This is a genomic window from Burkholderia sp. AU28863 (assembly GCF_002223195.1).
Classification (GTDB): domain Bacteria; phylum Pseudomonadota; class Gammaproteobacteria; order Burkholderiales; family Burkholderiaceae; genus Burkholderia; species Burkholderia sola.
Genome location: NZ_NKFE01000006.1, coordinates 244,254 through 260,607 on the forward strand (window position 1 = coordinate 244,254; position 16,354 = coordinate 260,607).

Sequence of the window (16,354 nt, forward strand, 5' to 3'; positions counted from 1 at the left end):
TTCAGCGATCCTTCGGGTCGAGCGCGTCACGCAGGCCGTCGCCGACGAAGTTCACGCAATAGAGCGTCACGCACAGCATGACGGCCGGGGCCAGCAGCAGCCACGGCATCGATTCCAGTTTCTGCGCGCCGTCCTGGATCAGCACGCCCCAGCTCGTCATCGGCTCCTGGACGCCCAGGCCGAGGAACGACAGCACCGATTCGGTCAGCACGATGTTCGGCACCGAGACCGTCGCGTACACGACGACCACACCGAGCAGGTTCGGCACGACGTGGCGCAGCACGATCGATGCCGGCGACACGCCGATCGCGCGCGCCGCGTCGACGAACTCGCGATTGCGCAGCGACAGCGTCTGGCCGCGCACGACGCGCGCCATGTCGATCCACGAGAACGCGCTGATGGTCAGCACGACCAGCATGAACGAGCGGCCGAACAGGGTCATCATCAGGATCGCGATCAGCAGGTACGGAATCGCGTACATCATGTCGACGACGCGCATCATCACGGAATCGACGCGGCCGCCCGCGAAGCCCGCGGTCGCGCCCCACGCGACGCCGAACAGGCCCGACACGAGCGTGCCGAGCAGGCCGACCTCGATCGATACGCGGCCGCCGATCAGCGTGCGCACGAGCAGGTCGCGGCCGAGCTCGTCGGTGCCGAACCAGTGCTGGTTCGCCCAGGTCGGCGGCAGGCTGATCGAGGCCCAATCGCTCGCGGCGGGGTCGGCCGCGAGCAGCCACGGGCCGACGAAACAGGCGAGCGTGATCAGCACGAGCAGCGCGAGGCTCAGCAGCGCCGCGCGGTTGTGAAGGAAGCGCGCGAACGCCAGTTCGAGTGGCGAGCGCGAATGCGGCGGCGAATCGGTCTGCACGGGCAGGCCGACGACGGGAGTGGTTGGAGTCATCGCTGTGCCTCGCTCAATAACGGATGCGCGGATCGAGCCACGCGTACGCGAGGTCGACCAGCAGGTTGAACAGCACCGCGAAGACGGTCGTCATCACGACGAGGCCGAGCACCAGCGTGTAGTCGCGGTTGATCGCGCCGTTCACGACGAGCTGCCCGACGCCCGGCAGCGCGAACACCGATTCGGTGACGACGGCCGCCGTGATCGACGTGATGCAGACCGTGCCGAACAGCGACACGACCGGCATCAGCGCGGGCTTGAGCGCATGGCGCAGCACGATCGTCGAGCCAGGCAGGCCCTTCGCACGCGCGGTGCGGATGTAGTTGCTCGACAGCGTCTCGATCATCGAGCCGCGCATCACGCGCGCGAGCAGCGACACGTTGATGAGGGTCAGCAGCGCGATCGGCAGCAGCCGGTACTGCCAGCCGCCGTCGCCCCAGCCGCCGGCCGGCAGCCAGCCGTTGCCGGCCGACGTCTTCAGCAGGATCGCGAAGATCCACACCATGACGGGGCCGAGCACGAACGGCGGCACGACGTTGCCGAAGTTGCCGATCAGCATCACGAAGCGGTCGATCACGCTGTCGCGGCGCACGGCCGCGACGGTGCCGAGCAGCACGCCGAGCACGATCGAGATCGGGATCGACACACCGCCCACGCCGAGGCTCACGGGCAGCGCCTTCTTCACGAGATCGTTCACCGACCAGTCGACGTAGCGGAACGACGGGCCGAGATCGCCGTGCAGCAGCGAGCCGAGATACAGCAGGTACTGCTTCCACAGCGGCTCGTCGAGGTGGTACTTCGCGTTCAGGTTCGCGAGCGTCGCGGCGGACAGCTGCTTCTCCGTATCGAACGGGCCGCCGGGCGTGAAATGCAGCAGCAGGTAGCAGACGGTGATGACCGCGAGGATCGTCGGCACCGCCCACAACGTGCGCCTCAATGCGTAGGCCAGCATGATCGCTCCGTCAGTGCTTGATCAGGTACATGTCCTGCGAAGCACGCATGTCGATCACGTTCTTCAGCGAATAGCCGCCCACGTAGGACTTCACGAGACGGTCGGCCGAGTACTGGAACAGCGGCACCATCGGCGTGTCCTTCATCGCCAGGTCGTGCGCCTGCGTGAGCAGCGCGGTGCGCGCGTTGTCGTCGAGCTTCTGGTTGCCTTCCTCGACGAGCGCGTCGACCTGCTTGTTGCAGTAGCCGACGGTGTTCTGCGAGCTGCCGCAGCGGATCAGGTCGAAGAAGGTCATCGCGTCGTTGTAGTCGGCGAACCAGCCGTCGCGCGCGATCTGCACCTTGCCGTCATGCCGCTGCTTCATCAGCACCTTGAACTCGACGTTCTCGAGCTTCGTGGTGATGCCGAGCTTCGTGCGCCATTCCGAGGCGGTGAACAGCGCGACCTTCTTGTGCAGGTCGTTGGTGTTGTACGTGAGCGTGAACGACAGCGGCTTCGCGTCCGAATAGCCGGCCTGCTTCAGCAAGTCCTTCGCGGTCGCGATGCGCTTGGCCATCGGCCACGACGCCCATTCCGGCGTGAACGGCTGCACGCCCTTCGTGCCGTTCGGCATCAGCCCGTACATCGGCTTCTCGCCGGCCTGCGTGAGCTTCGACGTCAGCACGTCGCGATCGATCACCATCGACAGCGCCTGGCGCACGCGCTTGTCCTTCAGCGCCGCGTCGCTGTTGTTCAGGTAGTAGTAATAGGTCGCGAGCTGCAGGCCGGGGCGCAGCTCGGCGCCGAACTGCTTGCTGACCTGCTGGAAGATGCCCGACGGAATCGAGTAGCTGTAGTCGATCTGCCCGGCCTGGTACATGCGCATCGCGGTTTCGTCGCTTTCGATCGGCAGGTACGTGACCTTGTTGATCACGACCTTCGACGCGTTCCAGTACTTCGCGTCCTTGGTCGCCACGATGCGGTTGTTCGGCTGCCAGTCGACGAGCTGGTACGCGCCGTTGCTGACGAGGTTGCCCGGGCGCGTCCATGCGTCGCCGAACTTCGCGACCACGTCCTTGTTCACCGGCGCGAGCGGCGCCATCGCGGTCAGTTCGGGGAAGAACGCGACCGGCACGTCGGTCGTCACCTCGAGCGTGTACGGATCGACGGCGCGCACGCCGAGCGTCGTCGGTGCGGCCTTGCCGGCGATGATGTCCTTCGAGTTCTTGATGAACTCGACGAGGATCGTGTATTTCGAGCCCGTCTTCGGATCGACGAGGCGCTGCCACGAATAGACGAAATCGGCGGCCGTCACCGGCTGGCCGTTGCTCCACTTCGCGTCGTGGCGAAGCTTGAAGATCCACGTCTGCGGCGTCTTGCGTTCCCACGACAGCGCGACGCCCGGCACGACCTGGCCGGCCGCATCGATGCGCGCGAGCCCTTCGAACAGGTCGAGGCCGATCGTGTTGCCGGTCCACGATTCGATGTGCGCCGGGTCGAGCGACTCGACTTCGGCCGGCACCTGTCGCGTCAGGTCCTGTTGCGGAGCGAGCGCGACGTTCGACGGAACGGTTACGGCGTGGGCGACGGGCGTCAGGGCGAGCGCGGCCAGCACGGCCGACATGGCATGCAAGGATTTCATCGTGGCAGTCTTGAGAAGGTGGTTCGGTGGGCGTCGCGCGGCGGATGCCGCGGCTTACGCGTGAGACGCTGACGGGGGCAGCGATTGAGGAGGCCCGTGATTCTCGTATTGCATGTTAGTATTCCTTACATTTCTTTCGACAGGCATTCCGTCGAAGAAACGAAGGAATACCCGTGCGTTAGAACAGTCGCGGCGTACCGACCCAGACCACCACCGACTCGATCTTCGCGGTGTTGACCCAGCTGTGCGGGACCGTCGACTGATAGTGCGAACTGTCGCCGGCCTGCAGGACGAACGTCTTGCCTTCCAGCGTCAGCGACACTTCCCCTTCAATCACGTACAGGAACTCCTCTCCTGCATGTGTCGTCACCTCGGACCGCTTCTGCCCCGGCGGCATCCTCACGAGGATCGCCTCCAGCTGGCGCCCTTCGGACACGTTCGTCAGTCGCGCGAACAGATTCGCCGAATCGGCAAACCCGAAGAAGCGCAGCTGATCGCCTCGGCAAACCGAGCGTTCCTCGCTCGGCGTATCCACGAAGTACTGCACCGTCACGCCGAGCGCGTGGGCGATACCGGCCAGCGACGTCAGTGACGGCGACGCGAGCCCGCGCTCGACTTGAGACAGAAACGGCTTCGAAATCCCCGCGGCGGTAGCGGTGTCGTCGAGCGTGCGCTTCAGACGTTGGCGCAACGCGCGAATCTTGCTGCCCAGTGCGACAGCGTCTGCCGATCGCGAGTTTTCAGTGGGGGGAACCATAGCAGGCCGAAAAGTGGTCGTCAAAAAATGTTTGATGGAAAGTAACTAAGTTAATTGGAGATAGCTTAATCTTCGGGTTCGTACACGCCTTCGGCGTTGAGCCCGGTGCACTAAACAGGGCCCGAAGCGAGCGAAACGACGCGCTATCTTGCCAGACTCGCAGGCTTCACAGGCAAGCTGCAAGCGGCTCTCCGGGAATTTGCGGAGAACCGGCGTCAAGCTTACAAGTAGATGATGAGACAAATGTTCCTGAAAGCTGCTGCCATATCGGGAGTTTCCCTAAGTGGCGCGGACCCGACGCACCGGACCGGCAAACGTTACCATTCGCGCGCCGGTCGGGGCCGCGCTCCGCCTTCTCGGGTGGAATCCGACCCCGGCCCGAGCTAACCGCTCGACTGCTCCATCGCCGACGCAAGCCTACCCGGCCACAATGCTCCGGCGCCAGTTCGACCTCAAGGCGACGCGCGATCCGCGCCGTCCGTTTCAAACGAGATTGATGATGCACGCACCTGTTTCACAGACCCGATCGTTTACGACGGTCTTCCTCATCGAAATGTGGGAGCGCTTCGGCTACTACGGCATGGCCGCGCTCCTGGTCCTCTTCATGGTCGACCGGCTCGGCTTCACCGACAGCCACGCGAACCTGACCTGGGGAGCATTCACCGCGCTCGTCTACGCCGCGCCGTCGATCGGCGGCTGGATCGGCGACAAGGTGCTCGGCGCCCGCCGCACGATGATCATCGGCGCGGCCGTGCTGTGCGCCGGCTACCTGATGCTCGCGGTGCCGAACGATCACCTGACGTACATGTACGCGTCGCTCGGCGTGATCGTGGTCGGCAACGGCCTGTTCAAGGCCAACGCAGCGAACCTCGTGCGCCGTATCTACGAAGGCGACGACGCGCGCATCGACAGCGCGTTCACGATCTACTACATGGCGGTCAACATCGGCTCGACGGTATCGATGCTCGCGACGCCGTGGATCAAGGATCACTGGGGCTGGCACGCCGCGTTCGCGGTCTGCTGCGGCGGCATGCTGCTCGCGATCCTGAACTTCATGCTGATGCACCGCACGCTCGCGCACGTCGGCTCGCAGCCGGACGACGCGCCGATCCGCTGGAAGCGCCTCGGCGCGGTCGCCGCCGGCGGCGTCGCGCTCGCGCTGATCACGCTGTACGTGCTGCAGCACAAGCAGCTCGCGGTCGCGAGCGTGTGGACGGCCGCGTTCGCGATCCTCGCGATCTTCGCGTACATGATCGCGAAGTCGGAGCGCTCGGAGCGCGCGGGCCTGATCGCGGCGCTCGTGCTGATCGGCCAGGTGATCCTGTTCTTCATCTTCTACGTGCAGATGTCGACGTCGCTGACGCTGTTCGCGCTGCGCAACGTCGACCCGCGCTTCATGCTGTTCGGCACGACGCTGTTCACGTGGAGCGCCGCGCAGTTCCAGGCGCTGAACCCGATCTGGATCATGCTGCTGAGCCCGGTGCTGGTGTGGGTCTACAACCTCGTCGCGAAGAGCGGCCGCGACCTGCCGGTCGCCGCGAAGTACGCGCTCGGCTTCGGCGCGGTCGCCGCGGGCTACCTGGTGTTCACGGTCAGCGGCCGCTACGCGGTCGACGGCCGCGTGTCGTCGTGGTTCATGGTGTGGGGCTACGGGCTGTACTCGCTCGGCGAGCTGCTGGTGAGCGGCCTCGGCCTCGCGATGATCGCCCGCTACGTGCCGGCGCGCATGAGCGGCTTCATGATGGGCGCGTATTTCGTCGCGACGGGCGTGTCGCAGTATCTGGGCAGCGTCGTCGCGAACTTCGCGCAGATGCCGTCGCACGAACTGCCGGCCACCGAATCGCTGCCGCTCTACCTGTCGCTGTTCGAGAAGCTCGGCTGGCTCGCCGCGATCGGCATGCTGCTCGCGCTGCTGCTGCTGCCGCTGATGAACCGCCTGTCGCGCCAGCATCAGCGCTGCACGGACGAGCGCCGCGAAGAAGCGCTGCAGGCGCAGGCCGCCGCCGTCGCCGCGCAGTAAGTACTATCCCTCGGCGTGCGGCGTGCACGCCACATTCTCCCGCCGGAAACGCGAACGCGTCCTACACTGGTTGCAGGCAACGCATCCGCTTCGCGAGATGCGCACTGGCGGGAGAACCCGATGAAAAGCAAGACGACGCGGCTTTTGAGAATTCTGTCGGACATTCGGCACGCGCAGCGCTGCACCGCGATGCGCGCCGCGCGGGCCGCGGCCGAAGCCGACGCGGTGCTCGCGGAGCGCGACGATCCGGCGCAGGACGAACGCGACGACGCCGAATCCGACGACGGCACCGCCACACCCCGCTCCCGTATCGGCTCACCTCACTGACGCCGCGCGGCGCCTGCCGCGCCGCACGCGCCCGCCTACGCCGCCGCGTCGCGCCATCGCGCGATCCACGTTCCCGAACCGGCCACCGCCATCATCAGCCCGACAGCGCACGCGTCGGCCACGAGGCCCACGCCGACATGCCGCAGATCGGCGCTGCCCGCGACCGGATGCAGCAGCGAATCGATCACGAGCGAGATCGCCGCACCCGCGACGAAGCAGATCAGCCCGCGCTGGCCGACCGCCACGACGGGCCGCACGCCCTGCGCGATCCGCGCGATCCAGCCGAAGCGCACGCAATCGGCCATCAGCCACGCGATGGCCGCGAAACTCACGACGCGCGGCAGCGCGAGATCGCGCTTGAGCACGCCTTCGGGCACCGGCAGCCCCGAGAACAGCTTGTAGCTCGCGCAACCGAGCACGATCGCGCACGCGAGCCCGGTCGCCGCCGCGCCCCAGCGGCCGAGCGCGACGCGCCGGTAGAACGGCTGGCAGCGCGCGAGCACGCCGGCGACGAACATCAGTTGCCACGCGAACGGGTTGAAGCTCCAGCGGAAGCCGTCGGTGTCGAGCAGTTCGGGGCCGAGCCAGCCCGCCGCGAGCCACGACGCAATGCTGAGCGCGACGAGCGGCCACGGATGGCGCCGCGCGAACGGCACCAGCACCGGCGACGCGAGCGCGAACAGCACGTACATCGGCAGCACCGACGCGAGATACGGCTGGCGCTGGAACGTCAGCAGCTCGGCCGCCCCCGTGAGCGGCGACGCGAGCATCACGCTGACGTCGTCGAGCGCGAGGTTCGGCGCATCGATGCCGAAGTGGTCGAGCACCGCCGACACGACGAGCATCAGCGTCGACGTCGCGAGAAACGCGCGGTAGATCTGCGTCGCGCGCCGCACGAACCGCTGCTGCGCGGCGCGCGCGCCGTGCCGCTCGGCGATCGCGCCGTACGCGCTCGCGGTCGCGAAGCCGCCGAGGAACACGAACACCTCGGCCGCATCGCACAGCGCGAACGCGTGCAGCGTCACGCGCGACAGCACGCTCGCGCCAATGTGATCGACGACGATCATCAACAGCACGAGCCCGCGGAAGAAATCGATTTCGATCAGGCGGCCGCCGCGCGACGGCTGCACCGAGGCGGAATGCGGCGGGCTCAACGACATGCGCGCACCCGCACGGCGGCGGTGCGACGTGCACCGGGGAAGGGATCGGGAGAGAGACGGCGAGCGCGATCGGCGGCGAGACGCGTATGCCCGTATCGCGCCAACCCGGCCGGCTCGGCACGGCGGTGACCGTTCATCGAAAAGCTGCATACGAAGGGAAGTCGATCGGATCAGTCTAATGGCCGATCAGGGGCGAGCCTAAGTAACAAAATGCAACCGAATCTTCTCTTCGATTACAAGCGCGAGCGTTGCGCAGCGAAGCAGGCAGCGTCGCCAGATTCGCGTCAGCGCGGCGTCAGTGGATGGTCAGTATCGACGGATTCGGCGGGACTCGGCAGCGGAGCGAGCAAGGTTCGACGGCCGGATGATGCGCGATGCGCGGCCCGTTGCGCCCGGCCGGCGCATCGCGACGATGCGGTTATCCGCGCGCGGGCAAGCGGCGCATCAGCATCGCGCTGTGCCATGCGGTGAGCGCGACGGCGACCCAGATCGGCGCGTACGTCGCGAGCTGCGCGACGCTGAGCGTCTCGCCGAGCAGCAGCAGCGACACCACGACGAGCAGCACCGGCTCGACGTAGCCGAGAATCCCGAACAGCGCCATCGGCAGCATCCGGCTCGCCTTCAGGTAGCTCGCGAGCGCGAGCGTGCTGAGCAGGCCGAGCCCCGGCAGCAGCGCGGCCCACAGCAGCGGCTGGCCGCCGACCCGCGTCGCGCTCGTCGCGACCATCGCGAACGCGACCGGGCACAGCAGCACGATCTCGATCGCGAAGGCGGCCAGCGAATCCGCGTTGATCCGCCGGCGCAGCACGAAATACGGCGGATAGCCGAGCGCGACGACGAGCGTCGGCCACGCGAACGCGCGGGTCGCCCATACCTCGTGCGCGACGCCGAGCGCCGCGCATGCGACCGCCGCCCATTGCAGCGGGTCGAGCCGTTCGTGATAGTAGAAGCGGCCGACGAGCACCATCGTCAGCGGCAGCAGGAAATAGCCGAGCGACACTTCGAGCATGCGGCCGTGCAGCGGCGCCCACAGGAACAGCCACAGCTGCACGCCGAGCAACGCCGCGCTCACCGGCAGCGCGACCAGCAGGCGCCAGTCGCGCGCACTGCGCCGCGCCAGCTCGACGAGCGCCGGCCAGCGGCCACGCAGCGCGATCAGCGCGAGCGCGCCCGGGGCGGTCCACACGATACGCCACGCGAAGATGTCGAGCCCCGTGAGCGGGGCGAGCAGTTTCGCGTAAGCCGACATCAGCGCGAACAGCGTCGACGCCATCACCGACAGCATGAGGCCGCGCCCGGCTTCCGGATACCCCGTCATGTCGTTGTGCGTCGCTTACTGCTGCTGGAAGCGTTCGAAGCGCTTCTCGGTCCGGCGTTCCTCGAACGTCACCTCGGTCACGCGCGCGGCGGGCGGCCCGTGACGCAGCCACGCGAGCATCCGGTCGATCTGCGCGCCGGGGCCCTGGATCATCGCCTCGACGGTGCCGTCCTCGAGATTCGCGACCCAGCCGCGCAGCTTCAGCGCATGCGCTTCGCGCACCGTCGCGTGACGAAAGCCGACGCCCTGCACGACGCCGCGCACCCGCACGTAGTAGGTCTCGATCCGTTCGTCCAGTTCATTGCGGCTCATCGCGTCGCCCTCCCGTTGCATTCAAGCCCGGCATTGTAGTCGCGTCGGCCGCTTCGCACACGCGCCGGCCGGGCGTCGCCGCGCCCGCCGACCACGTACAATCTCGCCGATGCCCAACCGCCGCGCCGCGCGCGCGGCCCTGAAGGAAACGCATGACTGATACCTCCCGCGATCTCGTTCTCGTCACCGGCGCGTCCGGTTTCGTCGGCTCGGCCGTCGCGCGCATTGCGCAGCAGAAAGGCTATGCGGTGCGCGTGCTCGTGCGCCCGACCAGCCCGCGCACGAACGTCGCGGATCTCGACGCCGAGATCGTCACCGGCGACATGCGCGACGAGGCGTCGATGCGCGCCGCGCTGCGCGGCGTGCGCTACCTGCTGCACGTCGCGGCCGACTACCGGCTGTGGGCGCCCGACCCCGACGAAATCGAGCGCGCGAACCTCGAAGGCGCGGTCGCGACGATGCGCGCGGCCCGCGCGGAAGGCGTCGAGCGGATCGTCTACACGAGCAGCGTCGCGACGCTGAAGGTGACGAGCGCCGGCGACCCGTCCGACGAGAACCGGCCGCTCACGGCCGAGCAGGCGATCGGCGTCTACAAGCGCAGCAAGGTGCTCGCGGAGCGCGCGGTCGAACGGATGATCGCCGACGAAGGGCTGCCCGCCGTGATCGTCAACCCGTCGACGCCGATCGGCCCGCGCGACGTGAAGCCGACGCCGACCGGCCGCATCATCGTCGAGGCCGCGCTCGGCAAGATTCCGGCGTTCGTCGACACGGGGCTGAACCTCGTACACGTCGACGACGTCGCGCACGGCCACTTCCTCGCGCTCGAGCGCGGCCGGATCGGCGAGCGCTACATCCTCGGCGGCGAGAACCTGCCGCTGCAGCAGATGCTCGCGGACATCGCGCAGATGACGGGCCGCAAGGCGCCGACGATCGCGCTGCCGCGCTGGCCGCTGTACCCGCTCGCGGTCGGCGCCGAAGCGGTCGCGAAGTTCACGAGGAGGGAGCCGTTCGTCACCGTCGACGGGCTGCGGATGTCGAAGAACAAGATGTATTTCACGTCCGCGAAGGCCGAGCGCGAACTCGGCTACCGTGCGCGCCCGTATCGCGAGGGGCTGCGCGATGCGCTCGACTGGTTCGGCTCGGCGGGCTACCTGAAGTAACACAAAGCGGCGCACGTCGCGCCGCTTTGCGCACTTTGTTACACGTCGCGCACGGACCGGCATCGGCGCAGCGGTTAAAATCGCGGGTCTTACGCAGAGAAGACACGCATGAACCTGAACGATCAGATCGCTTCGCTCGCCACGGGCGTCGATCAGCTCCTCCACGATCACCACGCCGCCCAGCAGGCGGCACGCAGCGCGGAAGCCTTCGCGCGCGCCGCGGCAGCGGAAGCCCGCGCCGCGGCCGAGCGTCACGCGGCAGCGGAAGCCGAAGCGCAGGCGGCCGCGCAGCGCCACACGGCCGCTGCCGCCGATGCCGAAGCCGCGCAGCGGCGCCATGCCGATGCCACCGCCGCCGCCGAAGCGGCCGCCCAACGTCATACGGATGCCGCCACGCAAGCCGAAGCCGCTTCGCAGCGCCATGCGGAAGCCACCGCGCTGACCGAAGCGCTCGCGCAACGTCACGCGGATGCCGAAGCCGCGTCGCAACGCCATGCGGCGGCGATCGCCGAAGCCGAGGCGGCCGCGCAGCGTCATCACGCCGCGGCGACCGAAGCCGAAGCGGCCGCGCAACGTCATGCCGCGGCGACCGCCGAAGCCGAAGCGGCCGCGCAACGCCACGCGGAAGCGACCGCCGAAGCCGAAGCTGCCGCGCAGCGCCACACGGCCGCGATCGCCGAGGCCGAGGCACTCGCCCAGCGTCATACGCAAGCGCTCGCCGACACGCAGGCCGCCGCCCAGCGTCATGCCGACGCAACCGCCGAGGCCGAAGCCATCACGCGGCGTCACGCCGAAGCGATCGCCCAGGCCGAAGCGGCCGCGAAGCGCCACGCGGAGGCAACGGCCGAAGCCGAAGCCGTCACGCAGCGCCACACCGAAGCGATCGCCCAGGCCGAAGCGGCCGCGCAGCACCACGCGAAGGCCATCGCCGACGCCGAAGCGCTGGTCGAGGCCGTCGTCAAGGAAGCCGCGACGAGCGCGGTTGCCGCGACGGTCGATGTCGTCGAGCCGGCCGTGGCGGCGGAAGCGTCGGTGAACGCGACCGCGCTGGCGGCGGCGGAAACGGTCGAAACGATCGATGTGGTCGAAGCCGCCGAGGCCCCGGCCAATACCGAGACCGCATTGGTCCCGACGGCACAAGCCGAAACCGCGGTTGAAACCGGCACCGCTGCCGCGCCGGCCGACAAGGCGACGCTGCACGTCGCGCGCCCGTCCCAGAACGAACTCACGCTGACCATCAACGGCCAGTCGATCACGCTGCATCCGGAGCAACTGGGTCAGTTGATCGAGGAACTCGCGCACGCACGCGCGTCGATGCAGCCGGAGCCGCCGCCCGGCATTCCGGCCGGCTGGCGCTTCGTGACGACGAAGAACCCGATGATGGCCGTGCAGAAGCAGGCGAACGGTGACCGCCTGCTGGTCGCCCGCCACACAGGGTACGGCTGGGTGCCGTTCACGTTCTCGCCGGACGTCGTGATCCAGATGTACATGATGCTGACGCAGCGGTAAGCGCGCGCATCGGCCGAAAAGCGGCCCAAAAGCACACAGCCCGAATCGGCTCGAGCCGATCCGGGCTGTGTGCTTTCGGCGTTCCGGTTTAGCGGGACGGCCGGCATCCGCCGGCGCGGGTCAACGCTCCACCGGCGCCTGCACGCGCGCCTTCCACTGGCCGCCCTTGCCGCGCCAGTAACGCCATGCGGACGCGAAGGTCGCGCCCACATAGAACAGCGCGACGAGCGGCAGCGCCGGCGCCCACAGCGGCGAGCGCCGATAGTAGCGCAGCATCGGCGCATACGCGGCGCACATCGACGCCCACGCGAGCCACGCCGGCCATGCGCGCGCGCCGTACGCGAGCGCGACGACGGGCGGCACCAGATAGATGATCGTCATCCCGAGCAGCGTGCCGGCCAGCAGCAGCGGCGAATAGTGCAGCTGCGTGAACGCGGTGCGCGCGATCATGTTCCAGATATCGCGCCAGCTGTCGTACGGGCGCAACGACACGCTGCGATCGGCGAGATCGAGCCGGATCGGATGGTGGCCGCCGCCGCGATGCTTGATCTGCGCGGCGAGGCTGCAGTCGTCGATCAGCGCGCCGCGAATCGATTCGATGCCGCCCGCTTCCTCGAGCGCCGTGCGCTTCACGAGCATGCAGCCGCCGGCGGCGCCGGCCGTCCGGTTGCGCGGGTTGTTGATCCACGAGAACGGGTACAGCTTCGCGAAGAAGAACACGAACGCCGGGATCAGCGCCTTTTCCCAGAACGAGTCGCAGCGCAGCCGCACCATCAGCGACACGAGATCGCGCTGCTCGGCCTGGGCGCGCGTGACGAGCTGCGCGACGGCGTCGGGCGGATGGCCGATGTCGGCATCCGTCAGCAGCAGGTAGTCGGCCGGCAGGCCGAGCGTCCGGACGGCCGCGATCCCCTGCGACTGTGCCCACACCTTGCCCGACCAGCCGGCCGGCAGCGGCTTCGCGCTCAGCACCGTCAGCCGGTCGGCGCGGTTGATCGCGAGCGCGGCCGCGCGGGCCGCGTCGGCGGTGCCGTCGTCGCTGTGGTCGTCGACGATGATCAGATGGAAGTCGCCCGGATAGTCCTGCTCGAGCAGCGAAGTCGCCGCACGGGCGATCACGTCGGCTTCGTTGCGCGCCGGCACGACCGCCACGACCGCCGGCCAGCCGGCGTCGGCTGCCGCGCCGCGCGCGTCGGGCGGCAGCGGCCGCGCGGGCTGCGCGCGCCAGAAGCCGCCGCGCGCGACGAGCAGCACGATCCAGATCACCAGCGACAGGCCGGACACCAGGAAAGCGATTGCGAGCATCATCGGCCTGCCTCCTGCCGCACGCCGGCTGGTTCGGTATTAATAAGGGTCTGGAACAAAACATCCGACGCCGTACGGGCGGACGGGCAATATGCGTGAGAATCGACGGTCATCGAATGGCCTTGAAATGAGCGCGATGGCGGGCAGCCGGAACGGCCGCCCGCGAAACCGCGCAGTTTACCGGGTTCCGCGCGCGCCAGCGCCGACGCGGCTCTCCCGCAATTGCAACGGTGCCGACACGGCACCGAAGCAAGGACGGCCCGATAGGGTTAAAATGCGCGATTAATTCGGGGTTCCGGGGCCTGGCCGGCCGGTTCGTTCCTGCCTTCATAACATCAAGCCGGGGCGAGCAAGCGCGTGCCAAGCGCCTCGAACCCCGGCGTCTGTCGTCGGAGTTCGCTCACTTATGCGAGTCATCCTTGCCCAGCCCCGCGGCTTCTGTGCGGGGGTTGTCCGTGCGATCGAGATCGTCGATCGCGCGCTGCAACAGCACGGTGCGCCGGTCTATGTGCGTCATGAGATCGTGCACAACCGGCATGTCGTCGAAAATCTGCGTAATAAAGGGGCACGATTCGTTGAGGAACTCGACGAGGTGCCGCACGGCGCTGTCGCGATCTTCAGCGCGCACGGTGTCGCCCAGACGGTCGAGCGCGACGCGCAAACGCGCGGGCTCGACGTGCTCGACGCGACCTGCCCGCTCGTCACGAAAGTGCACGTGCAGGGCCGCCAGTACGTCGCGGCGGGCCGCCGGCTGATCCTGATCGGTCACGCGGGCCACCCGGAAGTCGAGGGCACGATCGGCCAGATTCCGGCCGAGGTGATCCTCGTGCAGAGCGAAGCCGAAGTCGATACGCTGACGCTGCCCGTCGATACGCCGGTCGCGTACATCACGCAGACCACGCTGTCGGTCGACGACACGCGCGGCATCATCGAAGCGCTGCAGCGCCGGTTCACCGACCTGGTCGGCCCGGACACGCGCGACATCTGCTATGCGACGCAGAATCGCCAGGCCGCCGTGCGCGAACTGAGCGAACAGGTTGACGTGCTGCTCGTCGTCGGTGCGACGAACAGCTCGAACTCGAACCGCCTGCGCGAGATCGGCACCGAAAGCGGTGTGCCGAGCTATCTCGTCGCCGACGGCTCGGAAGTGAAGGCCGAATGGTTCGCGGGCGTGCAGACGGTCGGCCTGACCGCCGGCGCGTCGGCGCCCGAAGAAATGGTCGAGGATGTAATCGGCGCGCTGCGCGCGCTGGGGCCCGTCGATGTCGCGACGATGGCGGGCCGTGAAGAAAAAGTCGAATTCAAGTTGCCGGCGAAGCTCACGCAAGCTGTCGCCCGCGAAGTTTAAGGAGGACATCCCTTGTCTATTCCGCTGCTCCAGCAAGTCCGTGTCGGCGCCTACATCGTGCGCCAGCACCTGTCCGGCAACAAACGCTATCCGCTCGCGCTGATGCTCGAGCCGCTGTTCCGCTGCAACCTCGCGTGCAACGGCTGCGGCAAGATCGATTATCCGGATCCGATCCTGAACCAGCGCCTGTCCGTCGAGGAATGCCTGCAGGCGGTCGACGAATGCGGCGCCCCCGTCGTGTCGATCGCCGGCGGCGAGCCGCTGCTCCACAAGGAGATGCCGGAAATCGTCAAGGGCATCATGAAGCGCAAGAAGTTCGTGTACCTGTGCACGAACGCGCTCCTGATGGAAAAGAAGATGGACGACTACCAGCCGAGCCCGTATTTCGTGTGGTCGGTCCACCTCGACGGCGACAAGGACATGCACGACCATTCCGTGTCGCAGGAAGGCGTGTACGACAAGGCGGTCGCGGCGATCAAGGAAGCGAAGCGCCGTGGCTTCCGCGTGAACATCAACTGCACGCTGTTCAATGATGCGATCCCCGAGCGCGTCGCGAAGTTCTTCGACACGCTGGGCCCGATCGGCGTCGACGGCATCACCGTATCGCCGGGCTATGCATACGAGCGCGCGCCGGATCAGCAGCACTTCCTGAACCGCGATAAGACGAAGAACCTGTTCCGCGAAATCCTGAAGCGCGGCGAAGGCGGCAAGCGCTGGTCGTTCAGCCAGTCGTCGCTGTTCCTCGACTTCCTGGCCGGCAACCAGACCTACAAGTGCACGCCGTGGGGCAACCCGGCGCGTACGGTGTTCGGCTGGCAGAAGCCGTGCTACCTGGTCGGCGAAGGTTACGTGAAGACCTTCAAGGAACTGATGGAAACGACGGAGTGGGACAACTACGGCGTCGGCAACTACGAGAAGTGCGCGGACTGCATGGTCCACTGCGGCTTCGAGGCCACGGCCGTGATGGACACGATCTCGAACCCGCTGAAGGCGCTGCGCGTGAGCCGCAAGGGCATCAAGACCGACGGCCCGTTCGCACCGGACATCTCGATCGCGAAGCAGCGTCCGGCCGAGTACGTGTTCTCGCGCCACGTCGAGATCAAGCTCGAGGAAATCCAGCGCGCCGGCAAGGGCAAGCTGCAGAAGCCGGCGAAGTCGGCAACGGCCGCTTAAGCAGCGCGTTTCACCGCGCGGAGGGTCGCGCCTTCGCAGCGGCCTGGTATCGAAGAAGCGCCACGGAGTTCGCTCCGCGGCGCTTTTTGTTTTGGCGGACGCCGTGTGACGCATTGCGCTCACGCGCCTGCGCGCAGCGGCGAACGTCGGTTGCCTAGCTGCGCGATTCCGCCGCGGCGATCAGTTGCCACGCGGTCGGCCCCGGATCGAGCAGCGGGTCGGACGGCGGATCGAGATCATGCCGATGCGCGTCCTCGGACGGCAGCATCTGCCATTTCGCAATACCGATTTCGTCGCCGCACACGGTGCATCGATAAATGCCCGCCACCGTCACCTTGCTGCCCGGCGGCAGGTTCTCGCTGAATGCGCGGCCACTTCCGCACGTGAAGTAGCCGCCGCTCCTGTATAGCGCCATCGCTCCTCCTGACCGAAACGAATGCGTTCGCGTCGACACGCACGATCGCCGCAAACGCGAGGATGAATCCTCG

The 16,354-nt window shown here is 67.6% G+C and carries 15 protein-coding genes; 6 read left to right on the forward strand and 9 right to left on the reverse strand.

What is annotated here, in order from left to right; genetic code table 11:
• Nucleotide 1: 1 nt before the first annotated feature.
• The 4 genes from CFB81_RS27710 to CFB81_RS27725 all read right to left on the reverse strand — a co-directional run bounded on the left by CFB81_RS27710 (nucleotide 2) and on the right by CFB81_RS27725 (nucleotide 4,234).
• On the reverse strand, nucleotides 2–904 hold the full coding sequence (locus CFB81_RS27710) for an ABC transporter permease (protein WP_089437278.1): 903 nt from the start codon (nucleotides 902–904) through the stop codon (nucleotides 2–4).
• Nucleotides 905–917: 13 nt separating this feature from the next.
• On the reverse strand, nucleotides 918–1,856 hold the full coding sequence (locus tag CFB81_RS27715; RefSeq protein WP_050013372.1) for an ABC transporter permease subunit: 939 nt from the start codon (nucleotides 1,854–1,856) through the stop codon (nucleotides 918–920).
• 10 nt (nucleotides 1,857–1,866) lie between these two features.
• A complete protein-coding gene (locus CFB81_RS27720) occupies nucleotides 1,867–3,477 on the reverse strand; it encodes a peptide ABC transporter substrate-binding protein (protein WP_069621663.1) in 1,611 nt (536 codons plus the stop codon).
• A gap of 178 nt (nucleotides 3,478–3,655) precedes the next feature.
• Complete coding sequence (locus tag CFB81_RS27725) at nucleotides 3,656–4,234, reverse strand: cupin domain-containing protein (RefSeq protein ID WP_011548888.1); 579 nt, start codon at nucleotides 4,232–4,234, stop codon at nucleotides 3,656–3,658.
• Between the two features lie 496 nt (nucleotides 4,235–4,730).
• Between CFB81_RS27725 and CFB81_RS27735 the strand changes: the two genes are divergently transcribed.
• Together CFB81_RS27735 and CFB81_RS27740 are read left to right on the forward strand one after the other, a co-directional pair.
• The gene (locus CFB81_RS27735) at nucleotides 4,731–6,254 is read left to right on the forward strand and encodes a peptide MFS transporter (protein ID WP_069621750.1); all 1,524 of its coding nucleotides are present in this window, start codon (nucleotides 4,731–4,733) and stop codon (nucleotides 6,252–6,254) included.
• A 120-nt stretch (nucleotides 6,255–6,374) separates the two neighbouring features.
• On the forward strand, nucleotides 6,375–6,581 hold the full coding sequence (locus tag CFB81_RS27740; protein ID WP_069621664.1) for a hypothetical protein: 207 nt from the start codon (nucleotides 6,375–6,377) through the stop codon (nucleotides 6,579–6,581).
• Between the two features lie 35 nt (nucleotides 6,582–6,616).
• Here the strand turns inward: CFB81_RS27740 and CFB81_RS27745 are convergent, their stop codons facing one another.
• The 3 genes from CFB81_RS27745 to CFB81_RS27755 form a co-directional block, all read right to left on the reverse strand.
• Nucleotides 6,617–7,741, reverse strand: a complete 1,125-nt coding sequence (locus CFB81_RS27745) for an OpgC domain-containing protein (protein WP_089437279.1) — start codon at nucleotides 7,739–7,741, stop codon at nucleotides 6,617–6,619.
• Between the two features lie 418 nt (nucleotides 7,742–8,159).
• Nucleotides 8,160–9,059 carry an EamA family transporter RarD gene (gene rarD, locus CFB81_RS27750; protein ID WP_069621666.1) on the reverse strand — a complete coding sequence of 300 codons (900 nt, stop codon included), beginning with the start codon at nucleotides 9,057–9,059 and terminating at the stop codon, nucleotides 8,160–8,162.
• A gap of 15 nt (nucleotides 9,060–9,074) precedes the next feature.
• Nucleotides 9,075–9,371 (reverse strand): acylphosphatase, encoded by a 297-nt coding sequence (locus tag CFB81_RS27755; protein ID WP_006480292.1) that lies wholly within the window; start codon nucleotides 9,369–9,371, stop codon nucleotides 9,075–9,077.
• A 152-nt stretch (nucleotides 9,372–9,523) separates the two neighbouring features.
• Here CFB81_RS27755 and hpnA point away from each other — a divergent pair, with 152 nt between their 5' ends.
• Nucleotides 9,524–10,531 carry a hopanoid-associated sugar epimerase gene (gene hpnA / locus CFB81_RS27760; RefSeq protein ID WP_089437280.1) on the forward strand — a complete coding sequence of 336 codons (1,008 nt, stop codon included), beginning with the start codon at nucleotides 9,524–9,526 and terminating at the stop codon, nucleotides 10,529–10,531.
• Nucleotides 10,532–10,639: 108 nt separating this feature from the next.
• On the forward strand, nucleotides 10,640–12,040 hold the full coding sequence (locus CFB81_RS27765; RefSeq protein ID WP_089437281.1) for a phage tail protein: 1,401 nt from the start codon (nucleotides 10,640–10,642) through the stop codon (nucleotides 12,038–12,040).
• A 120-nt stretch (nucleotides 12,041–12,160) separates the two neighbouring features.
• On the opposite strand, the gene CFB81_RS27770 is transcribed toward CFB81_RS27765, so the two are convergent.
• The gene (locus CFB81_RS27770; RefSeq protein ID WP_069621669.1) at nucleotides 12,161–13,348 is read right to left on the reverse strand and encodes a glycosyltransferase; all 1,188 of its coding nucleotides are present in this window, start codon (nucleotides 13,346–13,348) and stop codon (nucleotides 12,161–12,163) included.
• 403 nt (nucleotides 13,349–13,751) lie between these two features.
• On the opposite strand from CFB81_RS27770, the gene ispH reads away from it, so the two are divergent.
• Together ispH and hpnH are read left to right on the forward strand one after the other, a co-directional pair.
• On the forward strand, nucleotides 13,752–14,693 hold the full coding sequence (ispH, locus tag CFB81_RS27775) for a 4-hydroxy-3-methylbut-2-enyl diphosphate reductase (RefSeq protein WP_050013381.1): 942 nt from the start codon (nucleotides 13,752–13,754) through the stop codon (nucleotides 14,691–14,693).
• A 12-nt stretch (nucleotides 14,694–14,705) separates the two neighbouring features.
• Nucleotides 14,706–15,866 carry an adenosyl-hopene transferase HpnH gene (gene hpnH, locus CFB81_RS27780; RefSeq protein WP_006480287.1) on the forward strand — a complete coding sequence of 387 codons (1,161 nt, stop codon included), beginning with the start codon at nucleotides 14,706–14,708 and terminating at the stop codon, nucleotides 15,864–15,866.
• A gap of 154 nt (nucleotides 15,867–16,020) precedes the next feature.
• On the opposite strand, the gene CFB81_RS27785 is transcribed toward hpnH, so the two are convergent.
• Complete coding sequence (locus CFB81_RS27785; RefSeq protein ID WP_089437282.1) at nucleotides 16,021–16,281, reverse strand: hypothetical protein; 261 nt, start codon at nucleotides 16,279–16,281, stop codon at nucleotides 16,021–16,023.
• Nucleotides 16,282–16,354: the final 73 nt, after the last annotated feature.

Bases quoted from the DNA above. Each gene is read 5' to 3' on its own strand.
- CFB81_RS27735 (WP_069621750.1), top strand. From the start codon at position 4,731: ATGATGCACGCACCTGTTTCACAGACCCGATCGTTTACGACGGTCTTC.
- ispH (WP_050013381.1), top strand. From the start codon at position 13,752: ATGCGAGTCATCCTTGCCCAGCCCCGCGGCTTCTGTGCGGGGGTTGTC.
- hpnA (WP_089437280.1), top strand. From the start codon at position 9,524: ATGACTGATACCTCCCGCGATCTCGTTCTCGTCACCGGCGCGTCCGGT.
- CFB81_RS27715 (WP_050013372.1), bottom strand. From the start codon at position 1,856: ATGCTGGCCTACGCATTGAGGCGCACGTTGTGGGCGGTGCCGACGATC.
- CFB81_RS27725 (WP_011548888.1), bottom strand. From the start codon at position 4,234: ATGGTTCCCCCCACTGAAAACTCGCGATCGGCAGACGCTGTCGCACTG.
- CFB81_RS27755 (WP_006480292.1), bottom strand. From the start codon at position 9,371: ATGAGCCGCAATGAACTGGACGAACGGATCGAGACCTACTACGTGCGG.
- CFB81_RS27770 (WP_069621669.1), bottom strand. From the start codon at position 13,348: ATGATGCTCGCAATCGCTTTCCTGGTGTCCGGCCTGTCGCTGGTGATC.
- CFB81_RS27785 (WP_089437282.1), bottom strand. From the start codon at position 16,281: ATGGCGCTATACAGGAGCGGCGGCTACTTCACGTGCGGAAGTGGCCGC.
- CFB81_RS27720 (WP_069621663.1), bottom strand. From the start codon at position 3,477: ATGAAATCCTTGCATGCCATGTCGGCCGTGCTGGCCGCGCTCGCCCTG.
- rarD (WP_069621666.1), bottom strand. From the start codon at position 9,059: ATGACGGGGTATCCGGAAGCCGGGCGCGGCCTCATGCTGTCGGTGATG.
- CFB81_RS27765 (WP_089437281.1), top strand. From the start codon at position 10,640: ATGAACCTGAACGATCAGATCGCTTCGCTCGCCACGGGCGTCGATCAG.
- CFB81_RS27710 (WP_089437278.1), bottom strand. From the start codon at position 904: ATGACTCCAACCACTCCCGTCGTCGGCCTGCCCGTGCAGACCGATTCG.
- CFB81_RS27745 (WP_089437279.1), bottom strand. From the start codon at position 7,741: ATGTCGTTGAGCCCGCCGCATTCCGCCTCGGTGCAGCCGTCGCGCGGC.
- CFB81_RS27740 (WP_069621664.1), top strand. From the start codon at position 6,375: ATGAAAAGCAAGACGACGCGGCTTTTGAGAATTCTGTCGGACATTCGG.